This is a genomic window from Nonomuraea sp. N2-4H (assembly GCF_045291505.1).
Classification (GTDB): Bacteria; Actinomycetota; Actinomycetes; order Streptosporangiales; family Streptosporangiaceae; genus Nonomuraea; species Nonomuraea fastidiosa.
The window spans coordinates 5190233-5207126 of record NZ_CP147987.1 but is presented as its reverse complement, the minus strand read 5'-3'; the positions used below and the strand labels follow the sequence as shown (position 1 = coordinate 5207126).

General features: G+C 71.6%; 16 protein-coding genes. 8 read left to right on the top strand and 8 right to left on the bottom strand.

Annotation, left to right across the window (positions count from 1 at the left end; genetic code table 11):
* Positions 1–67 precede the first annotated feature (67 nt).
* The 4 genes from WBK31_RS23960 to hutH all read right to left on the bottom strand — a co-directional run bounded on the left by WBK31_RS23960 (position 68) and on the right by hutH (position 5660).
* Positions 68–1243, bottom strand: coding sequence for an acyl-CoA dehydrogenase family protein (locus WBK31_RS23960; protein WP_406673166.1), 1176 nt, complete (start codon positions 1241–1243; stop codon positions 68–70).
* A gap of 79 nt (positions 1244–1322) precedes the next feature.
* Complete coding sequence (locus tag WBK31_RS23955; protein ID WP_406673165.1) at positions 1323–1739, bottom strand: DUF1275 family protein; 417 nt, start codon at positions 1737–1739, stop codon at positions 1323–1325.
* 142 nt (positions 1740–1881) lie between these two features.
* Positions 1882–3681 carry a glycosyltransferase gene (locus tag WBK31_RS23950; protein ID WP_406673164.1) on the bottom strand — a complete coding sequence of 600 codons (1800 nt, stop codon included), beginning with the start codon at positions 3679–3681 and terminating at the stop codon, positions 1882–1884.
* 302 nt (positions 3682–3983) lie between these two features.
* Positions 3984–5660: a histidine ammonia-lyase gene (gene hutH, locus WBK31_RS23945; RefSeq protein ID WP_406673163.1), complete on the bottom strand. Its 1677-nt coding sequence runs from the start codon at positions 5658–5660 to the stop codon at positions 3984–3986.
* Between the two features lie 94 nt (positions 5661–5754).
* Here hutH and WBK31_RS23940 point away from each other — a divergent pair, with 94 nt between their 5' ends.
* Positions 5755–6150 (top strand): arsenate reductase family protein, encoded by a 396-nt coding sequence (locus WBK31_RS23940; protein WP_364055870.1) that lies wholly within the window; start codon positions 5755–5757, stop codon positions 6148–6150.
* A 123-nt stretch (positions 6151–6273) separates the two neighbouring features.
* On the opposite strand, the gene WBK31_RS23935 is transcribed toward WBK31_RS23940, so the two are convergent.
* Positions 6274–7824, bottom strand: a complete 1551-nt coding sequence (locus tag WBK31_RS23935) for an MDR family MFS transporter (protein ID WP_364055867.1) — start codon at positions 7822–7824, stop codon at positions 6274–6276.
* A 150-nt stretch (positions 7825–7974) separates the two neighbouring features.
* Between WBK31_RS23935 and WBK31_RS23930 the strand changes: the two genes are divergently transcribed.
* Positions 7975–8553, top strand: coding sequence for a TetR family transcriptional regulator (locus WBK31_RS23930; RefSeq protein WP_364055864.1), 579 nt, complete (start codon positions 7975–7977; stop codon positions 8551–8553).
* 136 nt (positions 8554–8689) lie between these two features.
* Here WBK31_RS23930 and WBK31_RS23925 read toward each other — a convergent pair whose 3' ends face one another.
* Complete coding sequence (locus WBK31_RS23925) at positions 8690–9481, bottom strand: 4'-phosphopantetheinyl transferase (RefSeq protein WP_406673162.1); 792 nt, start codon at positions 9479–9481, stop codon at positions 8690–8692.
* A 74-nt stretch (positions 9482–9555) separates the two neighbouring features.
* Between WBK31_RS23925 and WBK31_RS23920 the strand changes: the two genes are divergently transcribed.
* A complete protein-coding gene (locus WBK31_RS23920; RefSeq protein ID WP_406673161.1) occupies positions 9556–10356 on the top strand; it encodes a thioesterase II family protein in 801 nt (266 codons plus the stop codon).
* Between the two features lie 54 nt (positions 10357–10410).
* Complete coding sequence (locus WBK31_RS23915; protein WP_406673160.1) at positions 10411–10887, top strand: hypothetical protein; 477 nt, start codon at positions 10411–10413, stop codon at positions 10885–10887.
* A gap of 12 nt (positions 10888–10899) precedes the next feature.
* On the opposite strand, the gene WBK31_RS23910 is transcribed toward WBK31_RS23915, so the two are convergent.
* Together WBK31_RS23910 and WBK31_RS23905 are read right to left on the bottom strand one after the other, a co-directional pair.
* A complete protein-coding gene (locus WBK31_RS23910) occupies positions 10900–11316 on the bottom strand; it encodes a cold shock domain-containing protein (protein ID WP_364055852.1) in 417 nt (138 codons plus the stop codon).
* A gap of 125 nt (positions 11317–11441) precedes the next feature.
* A complete protein-coding gene (locus WBK31_RS23905; protein ID WP_364055849.1) occupies positions 11442–12605 on the bottom strand; it encodes a citrate synthase/methylcitrate synthase in 1164 nt (387 codons plus the stop codon).
* 326 nt (positions 12606–12931) lie between these two features.
* On the opposite strand from WBK31_RS23905, the gene WBK31_RS23900 reads away from it, so the two are divergent.
* The 4 genes from WBK31_RS23900 to WBK31_RS23885 all read left to right on the top strand — a co-directional run bounded on the left by WBK31_RS23900 (position 12932) and on the right by WBK31_RS23885 (position 16848).
* On the top strand, positions 12932–13690 hold the full coding sequence (locus WBK31_RS23900) for a hypothetical protein (RefSeq protein ID WP_364055846.1): 759 nt from the start codon (positions 12932–12934) through the stop codon (positions 13688–13690).
* Between the two features lie 48 nt (positions 13691–13738).
* On the top strand, positions 13739–15040 hold the full coding sequence (locus WBK31_RS23895) for a tetratricopeptide repeat protein (protein ID WP_364055843.1): 1302 nt from the start codon (positions 13739–13741) through the stop codon (positions 15038–15040).
* A gap of 859 nt (positions 15041–15899) precedes the next feature.
* Entirely contained in the window at positions 15900–16109 is a 210-nt protein-coding gene (locus WBK31_RS23890) for a cold-shock protein (protein WP_364055840.1), read from the top strand.
* A 247-nt stretch (positions 16110–16356) separates the two neighbouring features.
* Complete coding sequence (locus WBK31_RS23885; RefSeq protein WP_378787466.1) at positions 16357–16848, top strand: hypothetical protein; 492 nt, start codon at positions 16357–16359, stop codon at positions 16846–16848.
* Positions 16849–16894: the final 46 nt, after the last annotated feature.

Sequence of the window (16894 nt, the reverse complement as noted above, 5' to 3'; positions counted from 1 at the left end):
TCCGCGCGAACGACCAGGGAATCGATCAGGGGGACGAGCGTGGGACCGGTCAAATGAGCGGCCACGATCAGACGAACGCGCTGTGCCCCGTCACCGCCCGCCCGACGATGAGCGTGTTGATCTCCCGGGTGCCCTCGTAGGAGTAGATCGCCTCCGCGTCCGCCACGAACCTCGCGATGTCGTAGTCGAGGATGATGCCGTTGCCCGCGAGCAGCTCGCGCGCCCAGCCGACCGCCTCCCGCATCCGCGACGTGCAGTACGCCTTGGCCAGCGCCGAATGCTCGTCCTTGAACACGCCCTCGTCCTGCAGCTTCGCCAGGCGCACCACCATGCCCAGGCAGGCGGTGGCGTTGCCCAGCATCTTGACCAGCAGGTCCTGCACGAGCTGGAAGGACGCGATGGGCAGGCCGAACTGCTCGCGCTCCCCGGCGTAGCGCAGCGCGATCTCGTACGCGGCGATCATGATGCCGACCGCCTGCCACGCGACGCCGCTGCGGGTCCTGCGCAGGATCTGCGCCGTGTCGCGGAAGGACCGGGCGTTCGCCAGCCGGTTCGACTCCGGCACCCGGCAGCCCGACAGCGTGATGTCGGCGTTCTGCACCGTGCGCAGCGCCATCTTGTTCTCGATCTTCGTGGCGGTGAACCCGGGCGTGCCCTTCTCCACCACGAACCCCTTGACCTGCCCGTCCTCGACGTCCCTCGCCCACACCACGATCAGGTCGGCGAACGTGCCGTTGCCGATCCAGCGCTTGGCCCCGTCCAGCACCCACGTGCCGCCCTCGCGCCTGGCCGTGGTCCGCATGCCGCCCGCCACGTCGGAGCCGCCCAGCGGCTCGGTGAGCGCGAACGCGCCGATCTCGTCCATCCTGCTCATCGCCGGCAGCCAGCGCTCGCGCTGCTCCTGCGAGCCGCACGCGGCGATGCTGCCCATCGCCAGGCCCGTGTGCACGCCGAAGAACGTCGCCATCGACGGGTCCGCGTGCGCCATCTCCAGCGCGAGGAAGCCGCTGAGCAGGCCGCTCGGCTTCGAGCCCGGGCACTCGGGGTGGGCGAGGGCCGCGATGCCCAGCTCGGCGTACTCCTTGACCAGGTCGATCGGGAACTCGCCGCGCAGCCAGCAGTCGTTGGCGATGGGCACCACCTTGTCGTGCAGGAACTCCCGCACGCGATGCAGCGTCCGCCGCTCGTCCTCGGCGAGCATGTCCTCGAACTGGTAGAAGTCCCCGGTCAGCAGCTCCGACATGGCCCCCGCTTCCTCCGCTCGTGGCCGCTCCTCCTACCCAGCACCCGCGTCCCGACACTGCCGGGTCTTTCTCGGGGCGTCATGCGTACGCGCTGGCGGCGAGTGCCACGGTCACCGCGAACAGCGCCAGCGCGGGCGCGGCCAGGGGGAGCAGGCGGACCAGCAGCGTGCCGCCCGTCGCGCCGAGCGCCAGCGCGAACAGCACCGCCACCAGCTCGGCCTCCGCCGCCACCGCCAGCCTCGTCCGCGGCGCCCACCCCGTCACCCCGCGCGTGAACCGGAACGCCGCCGCGAGCCCGCAGGTGAACGCGGCCAGCGCCACCAGCGAGCCCACCGCGTCGGCGAACTGGCTCCAGGCCGCCGAGATGCCGAGCAGTACCAGGTTGCCGGTCATGTTCGAGGTGAAGACGTGGCCCAGCGAGAGGAAGGTGAAGGCGTCGACGGCTCCCGAGGCCAGCGCCAGGCTCAGCACCGGCAGGCGTGGGACTGATCGCATCTGTCCATCGTCCGCCGTACAGGCCGCGGGGACGGGGAAGGCACGCAGGCAGCACGGCCGTGTCGGCCGAAGCGCTGGTCGACCGGCAGCGAGGATCGCCCCCGCCGGCCCCGCCCGCTTCGCATGCCGGGAAGTCGGGCGGCTACGCGCCGCCCTGGTGCCCGTTCGAGCCCGGGTGCGTGCCGTTCCCCGGTGCGGCCTGGGCCTGCTGGGTCGCCTGTTTGGAGGCGTCCGAGACGGGCTTCTGGGCGGGTTTCTGCGTGGAGGCGGGCAGGCGGTCGAGGACGCGGCGGCGGATGACCCGCTTCACCCGCCCGGTCAGGGTCACCGGCGGTGCGGGCTGCCGCGCCTGCCGCTGCGCCGCGTGCAGCTCGCGCCGCAGCGTACCCACCTCGCGCCGCAGCTCGACCGTGCTCTTGCGCCAGCGCCCCGCCTCGTCGCGCCACTTGGCGACCTGGCCGCGCAGCCGCTCGTTCTCCTCGGTCAGCCGCTCCACCTCGGCCTGCGCCTGCACCCTGGCCTTGTACGCGGCCCGCCGCCCCACCAGCTCGGGCAGCTCGTCACCGGAGGGGGAGAAGTCGTACTCCTCGCCGGTCACCCACCGCACCCCGGACACGTCGTCCACCGCGTCCTCCAGCGGCTCGCCTGGACGGGCGACCAGCCGGGCGCGCGAGAAGGACGCCACGCGTTCGAGCCGGGCCTCGACCACCCCGTCAGGCGTCTCGTCCAGCAGCACCCTGATCAGCCCGAGCGCTTCGTTGCGGGCCAGCCGCAGCAGCCGCGCCACGCTGTCCTCGCCCGGCATCCACCCGGCGGGCAGCCGCAGCACGAACGGCACCGACGGGTGGACCTCCTCGGTGGTCGCCAGGCGTACCCGGCCTTCGTGCTCGTAGTGGCCGTGGACCAGCACCAGATCGAGGTTCGGGTCCCTGAGCGGGGCGCGGCGGTCGCGGTCGAGGGTGTCCCAGGGGCCGGTCACGACGACGGACAGGTCCGGCACCGTCGAGGCGAGCAGGGCGTCCACGCTGGAGCGCACGGCCTCGTACCCGGCGGTGCCGGAGACGACGGCGGTGACGTGCGGGATCTTCCTCTGCCGCGCGGGGTGGGTGCGCAGCCACTGATAGGTGGGGATGCGGTCGGCGACGAAAGCGTGGCTGACGCGGTCGATGCGCTTCTGCTCCCGCATCCGCATGGTCGGCCCGAGGTGATAGGCGCGAGCCTTGGGCTCCGGTACGAACACCGCGCCCGCCTGCGCGAGCCGGTAGCCCATCTCGGTGTCCTGGCCGAGGATCAGCTCCTCGTCCATCGGCCCTGCGGCCTCGATGAGCCGCCTGCTGACCGAGGTGGCGCCGCCGACGTGCAGGCTGAACGGGCGTATCGGGTTGGCGGTGAGCCCGTCGGTCCGCTCCACCAGGCCCACCAGCCAGGCGTGCGGCTCGGCCGGCTCGAACGCCGCCTCCAGGTCATCGGGCAGCTCGTCGGGCAGCGGGGCGCTGGTGAAGCGGATGTAGCCGGTCACCGAGAGATAGGGGGCCGTGTGGTGCCAGCGCATGTGCGCCTCGAGGGCGCCCGGCGTGAGCACCACGTCGGAGTCGAGCCAATGGATGACGTCGCCGGTCGCCTCCGCGAGCCCGGCGTTACGGGCGGCGGCCCGGCCCGGCCGCTCGCACACCACCAGACGGGCGGCGCTGCCCTCGGGCAGCCGCAGCGGCGGATCGCTGCCGTTGTCCACCACGATGATCTCGGTCAGCTCCGCCGGATACGTCTGCCGCGCCAGCCCCGCGAGCACCAGGTCGAGCTTGTCCTGGGCGCCGTAGGCGGGGATGACCACGCTGACCCGCAACCGGGGCGTGAACCGCTCCGGCGGCCGCAGGACGCGGTAGTCGTTGCCGCGGACGCGCGGCACCTGGCTGTCTGCAGGGTCCCGAGGGGTCACGGACATGCGCGTTGCTACTCCCTCATTGCGTCGTCGGTCGGGGCGATCGCGTGCCCACTGTAGAGCCCTTACCTGAGAACGCAACGAAACCGGCATTCAGGAACTTGTGTTCCCGCAGGTCAGGCTTGTCAGGATTTGTCAAGAAGCAGGAAAACCGCGCCGCCGTCCTCGCCCGCCGTCGAACACCCCTCCGCTCCGGCGCCCCTTCGTGCTCAGGGGTGCACTGACGCCGGCGACGGCGGCGGGAGCGGTCGTGCTCAGGGGCGCACTGACGCCGGTGCCGGCGACGGCGGCGGGTGCGGGTGGGGTCAGGGGCGGGTGGTCGTCGGCGGCGGCACGAGGCGGCCGTTCCTGATCAGCGCGACGACCCGCTCCAGATCAGGCGTCATGTAGCGGTCGTCACCGAGTGGTGCGACGTACTGGCGCAGCTCCGCGTGCAGGGCGCGGGTGCCGGGGCCGAGCGGCAGGCCGGTCATCTTGTCCGCGATCAGATCGATGCCCTGGGCGGCCATCAGGTACTGCACCGCCAGCACGATCTCCAGCCGGTCGAGGTTCTCGTGCAGGTGCCGGGCCGAGGCCATGGCCATCGTGTTGTGGTCCTCCTGGCCGTCCTTGACCGGGCGGGACAGCGTACCGGCCGGGGTGGCCCTGACCTGCAGCTCCGGGATCAGCGCCGCGGCGACGGACTGCACCTGCACCATGCCGGAGTTCAGCCCCGGCATGCCGCCCGCGAGGTTCGCGGGCAGGCCGTAGCTCCAGCGGGGCGACAGCAGCCGCCCGGACAGCTCCTGCGACAGGACGGCGACGTCGGCGATCTCCGCGTTGAGGCTGTCGGCGAGGTGCCCCATGATCGAGGCGTCCCAGTTGCCGCCCATGACGAACTCGTAGCCGGTGCCCTGCTTGCGCCGGAAGACGAGCGGGTTGGAGGTGGAGGAGTTCGCCTCGCGTACGAGGGTGCGGCGGGCGTCGGCGAGCACGTGCCGCAGCCCGGCGAGGATGTGCGGCGCGGCCCGTACGGACACCGCGTCCTGCACCCGGGGCTCGTAGTTCTCGGGGTCGAGCCGCTTGCGGCCCTCCTCGGTCATCCAGCCCGAGCCCGCCACCATCGCCCGCAGCCGCGCAGCGACCGCGTTCTCCTCGGGGATGTGCCGTTCTTTGTGCGTACGCGCGTCCAAGGATCCCTGCTCGGCCCTGGTCGCCTCCATGAACAGCGCGAAGGCGCCCTCCGCCTGGTCGGCGAGTACCGTGGCCCGGCGTACGGCGTCCATGAGCAGGGCCGCCACGACCGTGCTGCCGCTGACGATCGGCAGCGCCTCCCCGGCCTTGAGCGTGAACGAGGCCGGCAGCCCGGCCTTGGGCAGCAGGGCGGACGCGGGCCCCTCCTCACCCGCGTACCGCACCGGCGCATCCTCGCCGATCGCCGCCAGCCCGGCCGCGGCCTGCGGCTGCAGGTCGCCGGTGCCGAGCGAGCCGATCTGCGGCATCCTGGGCACGACCCCGGCGTTGACCAGGGCGAGGAGCCGTTGCGGCAGCTCGGGGCGCACGCCGTACGTGCCGCGTGCCATCTGGTTGGCCTTGATGACCAGCGCCAGCCTGGCCACGTGATCGGGCACGGGCTCGCCGACCCCGGCGGCGTGCGAGCGGAGCACGTTGCGCTGGAACTGCTCGGCCTGTTCCGGCGAGAGTGGCCGGTCCTTCAGCGGCCCGAGCGCCTGGTTCCAGCCGTACACCCGCTGCCCGCTCTCCAGCGCTTCGAGCGCGCCCGCCCGCGTCCGCGCCATCGTCGCCTGCGCGTTCGGCGCGATTCTGGCCGAGACCGGGCGGCCCTCCAGGATCGCGAAGGCGTTCTTGAGCGTGAACGAGCGGCCGTCGAGCACCAAATTCAGCGGGCGCGGCGCGGGCGCGGCCGGTTCCGCCGTGGCCTGCCCCGGTACGAGCAGGGCTGCCAGCAGTCCCAGCCCTGTGGCGATGCGTGCGATCCTCATGAAACGCCTCCCCCTTCGGATCGCTCCGTTATAGGCAGGGGAGAGGTCAGGATGGGCGACGGCAGGCGGGTGCTGACCTGATCCGGGACAAGTGATGAGGGCCCCGGTACTGTCGGTGGCCATGGAGATCTGGATCAACCCGGCCTGCTCCAAATGCCGCGCCGCGCTGTCCGTGCTCGACGCCGAGGGCGCCGGCTACACCGTACGCCGCTACCTCGACGACCCGCCGAGCGCCGACGAGCTGCGCGACCTGCTGGCCAGGCTCGGACTCGAACCCTGGGACATCACGAGGACCGGCGAGACGGTCGCCAAGGAGCTGGGCCTGGCCTCCTGGCCGCGCGACGCCGCCGCCCGCGAGCGGTGGATCGAGGCGCTCGCGGCCCATCCCGTGCTCATCCAGCGGCCGATCATCACGGCCGACGACGGGTCGGCGGTGGTCGCCCGTACGGAGGAGGCCGTCCGCTCCGTCCTGCCCGCGGCGGGAAAGTGACGGAAGGCCGCGTCCCCGCGGGCGAGACGGGAACGCGGCCTTCCGGGTCCTTCGGGTCTTCCGGCTCTCCCGAAGGCTCACGCGGCCACCGGGCTCTTACGGCCTTCCGGGTTTGTTGACGCCTTACGCGGGACTGGCCGGGGTGGGAGCGTCCTCCTTCATCGGCTGAGCCGGCAGGTCGAGGCTGTCGCGCAGCTTCGCCGGCTTGAGGAAGAACGCCGCGATGAGCCCGACCACCGCGATGCCGGCCGAGACGAGGAAGATGTGGCCGGTCGCGTCACCGTACGCGGCGCGCACGATCTGCTTGATCGGCTCGGGCAGCGCGGCGATGTTGAGGCTGCCGCTCGCCGCGGCGCCGTCGCCGGTCACCGGGATGCCGGCCTTGGCCAGCCCTTCCGTGATGCTCGTCGCCACCCGGTTGGCCAGCACCGCGCCGAGCACGGACACGCCGACGGTGCCGCCGAGCGAGCGGAAGAACGTGATGGCGCCGCTCGCCGCGCCGACCTCGCGCAGCGGGACGGTGTTCTGGATGACCAGGACGAGGTTCTGCATCGACATGCCGACGCCGATGCCGACGGCGAGCATGAAGAGCGAGACCAGCACCAGCGACGTCTCGTGGTCGATGGTGGACAGCCCGCCGAACCCGGCGAGCAGCACGACCAGGCCGACCAGGATGTACGGCTTCGTCTGGCCGCTCTTGGAGACCATCCGGCCGCTGATCGTCGAGGAGAACAGCACGCCCACCATCATCGGGATGGTCAGCAGACCGGCGGCCGTCGGGCCGTAGCCGCGGCCGATCTGGAAGTACTGGCCGAGGAAGACCGCGCCGCCGAACATGGCCATGCCGACCGAGAGGCTGGCCAGGATGGCGAGCGCGGGGTCGCGGCGCTTGATGACGTGCAGCGGCACGACCGGCTCGCGCACCTTCGACTCCACGTACGTGGCCAGCGCGAGCAGCGCCACGCCACCGCCGACCATGGCGGCGGTCTGCCAGGACAGCCAGTCGAAGGAGTTGCCGACGAAGGTCACCCAGATGAGCAGGACGCTGACGCCGGCGGCGATGAGCGCGGCGCCCCAGTAGTCGATGCTGACGTCGGCGCGGCGCACGGTGGGCATGTGGAGGGTCTTGGCGAGCAGCGCGAACGCGGCGATGGTGAACGGCACGGCGATGAAGAAGCACCAGCGCCAGCCGAGCCAGGAGGTGTCGGCGATGAGGCCGCCGAGCAGCGGGCCCCCGACGGTGGCGACGGCCATGACGGCGCCGAGGTAGCCGTTGTACCGGCCGCGCTCCTTCGGCGGGATCATGGCGGCGATCACGACCTGGGTGAGGATCTGCAGCGCGCCCATGCCCAGGCCCTGCAGGGCGCGGAAGGCGATGAGCTGGCCGGTGTTCTGTGCGAACCCGCAGGCCAGCGAGCTGACCATGAAGATAACAATGGAGATCTGGAGCAGCAGCTTCTTGTTGAACAGGTCGGCGAGCTTGCCCCAGATGGGCGTCGAGGCGGTCGAGGCCAGCAGGGATGCGGTGACGACCCACGTGTACTGCGACTGGCTGCCGTTCAGCGCGCCGATGATCTGCGGCAGCGCCACCGAGACGATGGTGGCGCTGATCATGGCGACGAACAGGACGAGCAGGAGGCCGCTGAGGGCGTTGAGGATTTGGCGGTGGGTCATCGGCTCCGCCGCGGACGGCGCTGCCGGCTGGGCACTCACACGCAACCTCCGTTCAGGGTGTGTAAGGGAAGCAACTGGGACACTTTACATGCTCAAGCGGCAACTTTGCTCATTGAGCATTTATTCCCAATGGGTAAACTATGTCGCACCATGGGCAGTACAGCAGGGTTGCGCGAGCGCAAGAAGGCAGAGACGCGGCAGGCCGTGCACGAGGCCGCGCTGCGGCTCACCGTCGAACACGGCCTCGACAACGTCACCGTCGAGGCCATCGCCGACGCCGCCAACATCTCGCGCCGGACGTTCTCCAACTACTTCGCCGGCAAGGAGGACGCGCTGCTGTACGGCGACGAGCACATGCACGACACCCTCGTGCGCCGCGTACGCGAGCAGCCGCCCGACCGCTCCGCCTGGCTCGCGCTGCGCGGGGCGCTGGACAGCCTCTTCGACGAGCACGACGGGCCCGACCGCGAATGGCACGTCCGCGCCCGCCTCGCCATGCGCCACCCGTCCCTGCTCGCCCGCCAGCTCGCCAACCGGATCCAGCTGGAGAACGATCTGAGCGAGGCGGTGGCCGGACGCGACGGGGCCGCCGACCCCCGGCTCGTCGCGGCCACGTTCCTGGCGGCGCTGCGGGTGGCCACCCAGCAGTGGTGCTCGGAGGACGAGACCCGCCCGCTCCAGGACGTGATCGCCCAGTCCCTCGACCAGCTGGCAGCCCCCTTCACCTGACCCGGGCCGCCGGCGGCCCGAGCTCCTGTCCCGTCGGCCGCCGGCCCGCCGGACACGCCGCCCGTTGAGCGCCTCTACGACGACTCGCCGGACCGTGACGCGCACGGCATCCGGGTCCGCCGCGTGTCCTGGCCGCTCAGCCGCCGGTCTTCTCGTCGTCCCAGGGCAGGACGATGGCGGTGAGGATCAGCCCGTCGGCCGCCAGCCAGCGTCCGGAGAAGTCCTGGAGCGTACGCCCGCCGAGCTGCGGCCCCGGGACGAGTAATCGCGCGCTGAAGCTGCCGCGCACGCCGCCGGGCTGAGCGGCGGGCGCAGGGGCGGACCCAGGGGCGGACCCAGGGGCGGGCGCAGGGGCGGACCCAGGGGTGGACTCTGTGCCGGACACCACCGCCGGGGCCGGGTCGGCGACGAGGTCGATCCGAGCCTCCTCGAAGCCGAGCCACCGCCCGGTCAGCGGATACCACGTCTTGTAGACGGCCTCCTTGGCACAGAACAGCAGCCGGTCCCAGTGCACGCCGTCCTGCCCGGCCCGCTCCCGTACGAGCACCGACTCCTCGGGCAGCGCGACCGCGTCGAGCACCCCGTCGGGCAGAGGACCGTCGGGCTCGGCGTCGATCCCGATGGACGCCACCTCGGACCGTACGGCCGCCACCGCCCCGCGATAGCCGGCGCAGTGGGTGATGCTGCCCACGATGCCGTCGGGCCACAGCGGCTCTCCGCGGGATCCGGACAGGATGGGCGCAGGCGGACGGCCGAGCAGCGCGAGCGCCCTGCGGGCGCAGATGCGGGCCGCGGCGAACTCCTTGCGGCGCTTGTCGACGGCGCGGGCCACCAGGGCCTCTTCCTCGGGGAACAGCACGCCGTCGAGATCGTCGTCGTCGCGCGACTCGACCGCGACGACCTGCGGGGGGAGGATGGATTCGATCACGTGGACACCGGGGCCGGGCCGATCATGGCTTCATTCTAGGCGAGCACTGTTTAGGTAGATCGTCTAATGATTGGGTGGTCGCTGAGATTCAACCCCATTGCCTGGAGGACGACATGCCCGCCCGCGCCGCCGCCGACCGTGAGCTGTGGATCCGCTCCTTGCGCCCGGCTCCCGGGCGCGCGGTCACGCTGCTGTGCTTCCCGCACGCCGGTGGTGCCGCCGGCGATTTCACCCCGCTGGCCCGGTGTGCGCACGAGTCCGTCGAGGTGCTGGGCGTGCAGTATCCGGGGCGGCAGGACCGCTTCGGCGAACCCATGATCGACGACATCTTCGTGCTGGCCGAGCGCATCCATGAGGCGCTGACGTCCGCGCCGGTGGAAGGGCCGATCGCCTTTCTGGGGCACAGCATGGGGGCGACGGTCGCGTTCGAGGTTGCCAGGATCATGGAACGGGAGGGCCAGGCCCCGCCCGTACGGCTGTTCGCCTCGGGCCGGCGCGCGCCGTCCCGCTCGCGTGACGAGGGCGTGCACCGCCTGGACGACGCGGGCCTGGTGGCCGAGGTGCGCGCGCTGAACCCGGCCGTCGCGCCCGCCTTCGACAACGCCGAGTTCGTCTCGATCGTGCTGCCCACGCTGCGCAACGACTACCGCGCCGTCGAGCGCTACCGGTGCGCGGAGGAGGCGACGGTGAGCTGCCCGATCACCGCGTTCCTCGGCACGGAGGACCCGAAGGTGACGCGGGACGACACGAGCGCGTGGGCCGGGCACACCACCGCCGGTTTCGACATGGAGCTCTTCCCCGGTGGCCACTTCTACCTCGAGGACCAGTGGGAACGCGTGTACGCCGAGCTGGCCCGCCGCCTGCCCGGCCGCTGAGCACGTACAAGATCGAGTTGTGCGGAGAGAAATCGTCAGGGATTCTTGACGACTATGAGTTTCCGCTCCCCTGACATCCCCGGCCACGAGGGCTTCGCCGCCCCGGTGCTCCCCGACGGCCAGGCCGCCCCGACCTCACCCGTCTTCACCAAGACGTTCGTCGGATACCGGGCCTCGTGCTCGTGCGGATGGACCGACCGCCGCCAGCTCCCGCCCACGGAGGAGGGGCTCAAGGACGCCGAGTACCGGTGGTGGAGCAAGCACGCGGCCGCCCTCATCGCCGCCGCGCCGCCGAACTGGCTGGTGGTCAAGTCGGATCTGCTGTGCCAGGAGATCGTACGGCTGGCGGGGGAGCGGCCGCTCGCCGCGCTCACCCTGCTGTCGCAGGTCGAGAGCTGGCAGCGCACGCTCCTCGATCAGGCCGTCACCGCGGCCAGGGCGGGTGGCGCGTCGTGGGCGGAGGTCGGTGAGGCGATGGGCATCAGCAAGCAGGCCGCACACGAACGGTTCAGGGCGCTCAGCGGCACGTGAGGCGGCCTGGGCTCAGCTCTCGACCCACTTGTAGCTCTTGGCGAGCGACGACAGCTCTTGCCGGATGGCCGCGATCTGCGTGCCCGTCAGCGTCGGGACCGTCGTGATGAGCAGCTCGGTGATCTCTCGCTTGAACTCCGACTCCGACAGCACCTCGCACAGGTCGTCGCCGCCGCTCTCGTGGGAGCCGGCGTAGGAGCCCTGCGTGTGGGCGGTCGTGCCCCGCTGACCGACGATGCGTACGTCGGACGCCTTCAGCCCCCGGTCGCCGCCCTCAAGGCGGAACTCCACGATGGTCCCGGGCCTGAGCGCGTGCTTGTCGTCCAGCAGGTCGTTCGCGTGCAGGAAGACGTCGGCGCCGCCGGTATCCGGCGCGATGAACCCGTAACCCCGAACCTGATCGAACCGCAGTACCCTACCCGTGACCACCAGCACCTCACTCGACCAAACCACGGGTGTACCAGCAGTTGGACACCCGAGCGCAGGCTACCGCGCGCCGCTGCGGGGGCACAACGGCACGCTCCGGCGGCGCGCGATGAGCGTCCTGCGGCTGCTCAGGCGGGCACGGGCTGGGGCGGGGTGGCGCCCACGTACCGCGCCGCCGGTCTGATGATCTTGCGGTCGGCGGCCTGCTCGAGGATGTTGGCGCACCACCCGACCGTACGCGCCGCGGCGAACGTCGGCGTGAACATCGAGCGCGGCACCCCGCACAGCTCCATCACCACGCCCGCGTAGAACTCGACGTTGGTGTGCAGCTCGCGGCCCGGCTTGAGCTCGGCCAGGATCTCGACGACCCGCCGCTCGACCTCGTGCGCGAAGTCCACCAGCTCGCCGCCGAAGCTCCGCGCGATGCCCGACAGCAGGCGCGAGCGCGGGTCCTCGGTGCGGTAGACGGCGTGGCCGAAGCCCATGATGCGATCGCCGGCCAGCACGCGTTCGCGGACCCAGGAGTCGATGCGGTCGGGCGTGCCGATCTCGTCGAGCGTCTCCAGGGCGCGGCTGGGAGCGCCGCCGTGCAGCGGCCCCGACAGCGCGCCGAGCGCCCCCACCACGCAGGAGGCCAGGTCGGCGCCCGTCGAGGCGATCACCCGCGCCGTGAACGTGGAGGCGTTGAAACCGTGGTCGACGGTGGAGATCAGGTACTGCTCGATCGCCCTGGCGTGCGCGGGGTCCGGCTCCTCGCCGGTGAGCATGTAGAGGTAGTTGGCGGCGTAGGCGAGGTCGTCGCGCGGCTCGACCGGCTCCAGGCCGAGCGAGAGCCGGTGCAGCGCGGTCAGCAGCGTCGGCATCAGCGCGCTCACCCGCAGCGCGTCGTCAAGGCGGCGCTCGGGGGAGAGGTCGTACAGCGGCTTCATCCCGAGCATGGCGCCCGCCGCCGACACGGCGCTGCGCGCGGCGTCCAGCGGCCCGCCGTCCGGCGCGGCCAGGGCGGGCAGCACGGGTCGCAGCGCGTCGGGGACGCGGCGCAGCGCAAGCGTGCGCTCCAGGAAGCGGCGCCGCTCCTCGCCGGACGGCAGCGTGCCGAGCAGCATCAGATGCCAGACGTCCTCGAACGTCCGCTTCTCCGCGAGCTCGATCGCGGAGTACTGGCGATAGTGGTAGAAGCCCTCACGGCCGCGGACGTCGCTCAGGTGCGTCTCGGTGACGACGACGCCGCTGAGTCCTCTGGGCACGTCGATGCCCTGCCCGTTGCCCGCCGGCGCGGTGGTGCTGTTCATGACGTGAAACCTCCTCTGATACCGGCACTCTCCGGCCTCCGGCAGAGGGGTGTCAACATTGATTTTCATCCACGTGATCTAGACCACTGGCCGGTCAGCAGTCGTTGGTGGCTCGCAGCATATTGATTTTCATCAACACTAAGGCGGATGGTGTGGCCGTATCGATCCGGGAGGGTTTCGCCGTGCGCGGAAGGCGCGGGGAGCTGGGAAAACCCGGCCCGCGATTCCGTAACGCGGTGGTATAACTACTCACCGTAATCAAGAGCGTGCGCCGGTGCGGACACTCCCGGCGCCGTCCCCCCGCTTCCCCCGAAGGAGCACCACGCATGCGCCTGACCCGTGCGTCCCTTGTCGCCGGCGGCACCGCGCTGGCCGCAGTCCTGCTCGCCGTCCAGCCCGCCGCCGCCGTCCGCCCCGACACGGGCTGTCTCGCGTACGGGCAGGTCGGCAGCTACCTGTCCAGGGACGGCGGCGCGAAGGTGACGCTCTCGGCCGCGTTCGTCGACGAGCTGAAGAGGGCCGGCATCGGGTTCTCGGCGCTCGGCCCGGTCGAGCCGGTCGACGGTGGCAGGGCGCTGTGGATGCCCGTCGGTGAGCGCTACGACACCATCGAGACGCCCAGCGGGCGGATCTGCCACCCCGGCGGCTTCCGTTTCACCGAGGACGAGGTCGGCGTCACGTACGAGATCGACACCTTCCGCATGCTCTTCGCCACTGGCGGCGGCAGCGCGATCCTCGCCACCCCCACCGTCAACGGCGAGTCGAGGCCGCGCGGCGAGCTGACCCTCGCCACCTTCAGCCTCCGGCAGGCGCTCGACCCCGGCACGTTCGTCCGGCACGGCGGCGGCGTCGGGCCGCGCAAGGTCGCCCTGACCCTCCACCAGAGCTGGGCCGACGACCTCAACAGAGAGCTCGGCACCCGCCTGCGCGGCGGCGCCCACTGGGCCGACATCGCCATCGCCTGGCAGGGCGCGCCCAGCCGGCCCGTCCCCGCCGGCACCTCGCCCGGCCTGCGCGGCATCAAGCTCGTGAACGACGCCATCCGGCGCACCTCGGCGCGGCCCGCCCCGATACTGCCGTTCTGACCGGCAGTCCCCCCTCCGCCATCCCCCTCACGAGGACACCTCGAACAGATGAAACGCGTACGGCTTGTGCTGCCCCTGCTGGGATGCGTGCTGCTGGGCGGCCTCCTGCTCGCCCCGCACACCCCCACGGGCGTCATACGCGATGAGGAGCCGCCGCAGCCCGGGCCCTCGGCAGGTGCGTCGTACGACCCGGCGGTCACCATCGAGGCCGCCCGGCGCCGGCTGAGCCGCGACCCCCGCGACGCGGCGGTCTGGGCGAACCTCGGCCACATGTACCTCCAGCAGGCCCGCCGCACCACCGAGACCGGCTACCACGCCAAGGCCGAGGCCGCTCTCGAACGCTCCCTGCGGCTCGGAGCCGGCGGCCGGCCGCCCGTCGATGCCGTCATCGGCATGGGCGAGCTGGCCAACGCCCGCCACGACCACACCGGCGCGGTCCGCTGGGCCGTACGCGCCCGCGCCGCCGCCCCGCACCGCTGGGCCCTCTACGGCGTGCTCACCGACGCCTACCTCCAGCTCGGCCAGTACGACCGGGCGGAACGCGCCCTGCGCCGCATGCTCGACGGCCGCCCCGACCTGGCCTCCTACAGCAGGGCCGCCCGCATCGAACACCTCCGCGGCCGCGTCGGCCCGGCGCGCGAGCTGCTGCGCCGCGCCTGCCGCCTCGCCGCCGACCCCGCCGAATACGCCTCCTGCCAATGCCAGCTCGCAGACCTCTCCTGGGACGAGGGCGACCCGTCGGCGGCGCGGGCCGCGTACACGCTGGCTCTGGCGGCCGACCCCGGCCACGTGCCCGCGCGGGCCGGCAAGGCGCGCACCGAAGCCGCGCTCGGCGACCACGACCAGGCCCGCCGCGACTACGCCGCGGCCGTCGCCCGCTCGCCCGCCTACGCCGTCGAGTACGGCGAGCTGCTCGACCACCTCGGCGATCATGCGGGCGCCCGGCAGCAGTACGCCGCGTTCGTGGCCCACCACAAGGTGCTGGCCGCCAACGGCGCCACCGACCACTACGCCATCGGGGTGTTCCAAGCCGACCACGGCGACCCGCGCACCGCCGTACGCCACCTGCGGCTCGAATGGGCGCGACGGCAGGCCGTCGAAGTCGCCGACGCCCTCGCCTGGGCCCTCCACCGGGCCGGCCGTCACGCTGAGGCCGCCCGCTACGCTGCTCGCGCCGCCGCGCTCGGTGGCCGCAACGCGTTGTTCTCCTATCACCGGGGTGAGATCGAGTACGCCCGTGGGCACCTTGCCTGGGCCCGTACGCACCTCACCCGGGCCCTGGAGATCAACCCGTACTTCTCACCCGGAGGGGCGGTCCGCGCCCGCGCCCTGCTGGCGGAGACCGCGTGACGGCGCGGGGAGGACTTGTCCTTCGGGGCGGGACGGGTGGGTGAACGACTCCGGCAGCAGGCCGGCTCGGCCGAGAGCGAGCCTGCCGACGCCCTCGCCTGGGTACTTCACACGAGCCTGCCGTCACGCTGAGGCAGCGCGCTACGCTGCTCGCGCCGCCGCGCTTGGGGCCGCGATGCGTTGTTCTCTTGCCATCGGGGTGAGATCGAGTGCGCCCGTGGGCACCTCGCGTGGGCCCGCACGCGCCTCACCCGCGCTCTGGAGATCAACCCGTATTCCCCGTTCGCCGAAGCGGTCCGCGCTCACGCCTTGCTGGCAGCGACCGCCTGGCCCTGTGGGGCGTTGGGGTGCGAGGCGCTCGGACACGAGGCGTAGGGACGCGAGGCGCAAGCGCGCAAGGGCGTCGGACTGCGAGGCGTGGGGGCACAAGGCGCAGGGCGCAAAGAACGCCGCGTGCAGGGGCGCGAGGGGCGAGGGTGAGGGCGTGGAAGCGCAGGGGGCGCAGGGGGCGCAGACGCACGGACGCACGGACGCACGGACGCACGGACGCACGGACGCACGGACGCACGGACGCACGGACGGGCGGCCCTGTACCCCTCAGGAAAGCACCGCAAACCAGGTAATTTCACCGTCAGATCCGAGAAAAAGAGACGGCGCGCTCAAGCGTCAATCCCGGATTGCTGTGCTAGCCTGGCGGCGTTGCAGTTGTGGTTCCCATAAAAGACTTTGTGTGCGCCTGACAGATTGCTATCAGGCGCATTTTTTGTTCGCCGGTCATTTCCGGATGGGCACATCGTGGCGACACGGATTCCGCAAAGTGCGGATTCCGTCTGATCTGCGCATTTCTAAGGAGATCGACATGGCGACAGGCACCGTGAAGTGGTTCAACTCGGAAAAGGGCTTCGGCTTCATCGCCCAGGACGGCGGCGGCGCCGACGTCTTCGCCCACTACTCCAACATCGTCAGCAACGGCAGCGGCTACCGCGAGCTCACCGAGGGACAGAAGGTGTCCTTCGACGTCGTACAGGGCCAGAAGGGCCCGCAGGCGGAGAACATCATCCCCGCCTGACCATAAACCGCCGAAACCCCTGAGCCTCACGGCTCCCGAGCCCGGGCCCCGCGTAACGCGGCGCCCGGGCTCGCGCATGCACCGACGGACACGCACGCGCGCCCCACGGTTTCCTGCGGGTACGCGGTCGTGCTTCTGGGGCGGCGAGGGGGTGCGGTGGTGCGACACGCCGGCGATGAGTTTCGTGCTCGGTGGGAGTCAACACGGTGGCAAGGACGTATCCGGCATGACGAGAGGAATCATCGCCATGAGTGAGCAGAAGGCAGCCCCCGCCGACGTGCCGTCCGACCGATCGCCCGCACTCGACCGGCTGGACGTGCTGGTGGGGGAGTGGGAGACGGCCTCCATTTTCGAGCCGGGCTTCTTCGGCCCCGGCAGCCCCGAGATCGTCGGACGCGGGCGCACCATGTTCACCTGGATGGAGCGGCGGCACTTCCTCATTCAGACCTACACCAACGAGCACCCCGACGCCCCCGACGGCATGTGCGTCATCGGCCTGAGCGACCGGCCGGAGGTGTTCGTGCAGCACCTGTACGACTCGCGCGGCGTCACCCGCGACTACCTCTTGACCCTGGAGGACGGCGAGCTGCGCATCTGGCGCGACGACCCGGCTTTCGCGCAGCGCTACCGCGGCACGATCTCGGCGGACGGCAAGACGATCGAGGGCGCATGGGAGGCGTCGGAGAACGGCGGCCCGTGGCGGCACGACTTCACCCTCGTCTACACCAGGGTCGCCTGACGCCCGCGAAGATTCTTGCAACGAAAGCCGCGGCCCGGGCGTCCTG

What these genes read in the sequence shown, in the direction of transcription:
- WBK31_RS23960 (WP_406673166.1), bottom strand. Translation starts at nt 1,243, where the DNA reads ATGTCGGAGCTGCTGACCGGGGACTTCTACCAGTTCGAGGACATGCTC.
- WBK31_RS23955 (WP_406673165.1), bottom strand. Translation starts at nt 1,739, where the DNA reads ATGCGATCAGTCCCACGCCTGCCGGTGCTGAGCCTGGCGCTGGCCTCG.
- WBK31_RS23950 (WP_406673164.1), bottom strand. Translation starts at nt 3,681, where the DNA reads ATGTCCGTGACCCCTCGGGACCCTGCAGACAGCCAGGTGCCGCGCGTC.
- hutH (WP_406673163.1), bottom strand. Translation starts at nt 5,660, where the DNA reads ATGAGGATCGCACGCATCGCCACAGGGCTGGGACTGCTGGCAGCCCTG.
- WBK31_RS23940 (WP_364055870.1), top strand. Translation starts at nt 5,755, where the DNA reads ATGAGGGCCCCGGTACTGTCGGTGGCCATGGAGATCTGGATCAACCCG.
- WBK31_RS23935 (WP_364055867.1), bottom strand. Translation starts at nt 7,824, where the DNA reads ATGACCCACCGCCAAATCCTCAACGCCCTCAGCGGCCTCCTGCTCGTC.
- WBK31_RS23930 (WP_364055864.1), top strand. Translation starts at nt 7,975, where the DNA reads ATGGGCAGTACAGCAGGGTTGCGCGAGCGCAAGAAGGCAGAGACGCGG.
- WBK31_RS23915 (WP_406673160.1), top strand. Translation starts at nt 10,411, where the DNA reads ATGAGTTTCCGCTCCCCTGACATCCCCGGCCACGAGGGCTTCGCCGCC.
- WBK31_RS23905 (WP_364055849.1), bottom strand. Translation starts at nt 12,605, where the DNA reads ATGAACAGCACCACCGCGCCGGCGGGCAACGGGCAGGGCATCGACGTG.
- WBK31_RS23900 (WP_364055846.1), top strand. Translation starts at nt 12,932, where the DNA reads ATGCGCCTGACCCGTGCGTCCCTTGTCGCCGGCGGCACCGCGCTGGCC.
- WBK31_RS23895 (WP_364055843.1), top strand. Translation starts at nt 13,739, where the DNA reads ATGAAACGCGTACGGCTTGTGCTGCCCCTGCTGGGATGCGTGCTGCTG.
- WBK31_RS23890 (WP_364055840.1), top strand. Translation starts at nt 15,900, where the DNA reads ATGGCGACAGGCACCGTGAAGTGGTTCAACTCGGAAAAGGGCTTCGGC.
- WBK31_RS23885 (WP_378787466.1), top strand. Translation starts at nt 16,357, where the DNA reads ATGAGTGAGCAGAAGGCAGCCCCCGCCGACGTGCCGTCCGACCGATCG.